Raw genomic sequence first — 811 nt, forward strand, 5'->3', positions numbered from 1 at the left:
GCTGCTATTTATGTGGCCTTCACATAAAAAATAAAGTTTATTCTTATTACCATGAAAGCTCACACTAATAACTGTAACTGCTCGATTGTTGTAATAACATTTTGCATAACCATAAGAAATACCTTCCTTACTGTAGCGCCTATTTATTATTCCATTGCAAATTTTATATACTGACATCTTCTCGCCCTTATATTCTAAATGCCTCTTACCTGTGCTCCTAATTACAAAATTTAAATCTTCTCGAAGAAGATATCTTAAAATTACTCCCCTGTCATAACCCCTATCAAATACAAATAAACCCTTATTTCGAAACTTATCTTTTAATTTATCCAGCATATTTAAGGTCTCTGTATTCTCACTTTTAAAGTCTTGAGATTTAGAACTATAAGCATCTAAATATAATGAAAATAAACGTTTGCTGCCGGGGCTATAACACACTGCATGATTTAAATGGAAGCCATTAGCAATACGACCACTACTACCATCGTGGACTTTACCAATAAGCTCAAAGTTTCTACCATAATTGTGAACCAAATCTCCACCATCAATTGATATTATTAACCTGGAATCTGATTTTGTTTCTTCAAATGCGTAATCAATATTATACACATTTGAAATAGCAAGTAGGCTTGAATAATTAAATGTGTTTCTTTGCAACCGCTTTAATGTATGTTTAATTCCGCAATCCTCATTTAAATAACCGGATATGGCACTAAGATTTAAGCTACAAGTAGCAAAACAGCCGGAAATCATCTCAAGTATATATTTTTGTTGTGGCTTTGTAAGATAATCATGAAGGTTTCTTGTAGTG

Annotated in this window: 1 pseudogene; it reads right to left on the reverse strand. The window is 32.3% G+C overall.

The annotated features are described in order from the left end of the window. Window positions 1-811, reverse strand: a pseudogene (locus tag LF845_RS11735) (transposase); the annotation flags it as partial.

Source organism: Deferrivibrio essentukiensis, from assembly GCF_020480685.1.
GTDB classification, from domain to species: domain Bacteria; phylum Chrysiogenota; class Deferribacteres; order Deferribacterales; family Deferrivibrionaceae; genus Deferrivibrio; species Deferrivibrio essentukiensis.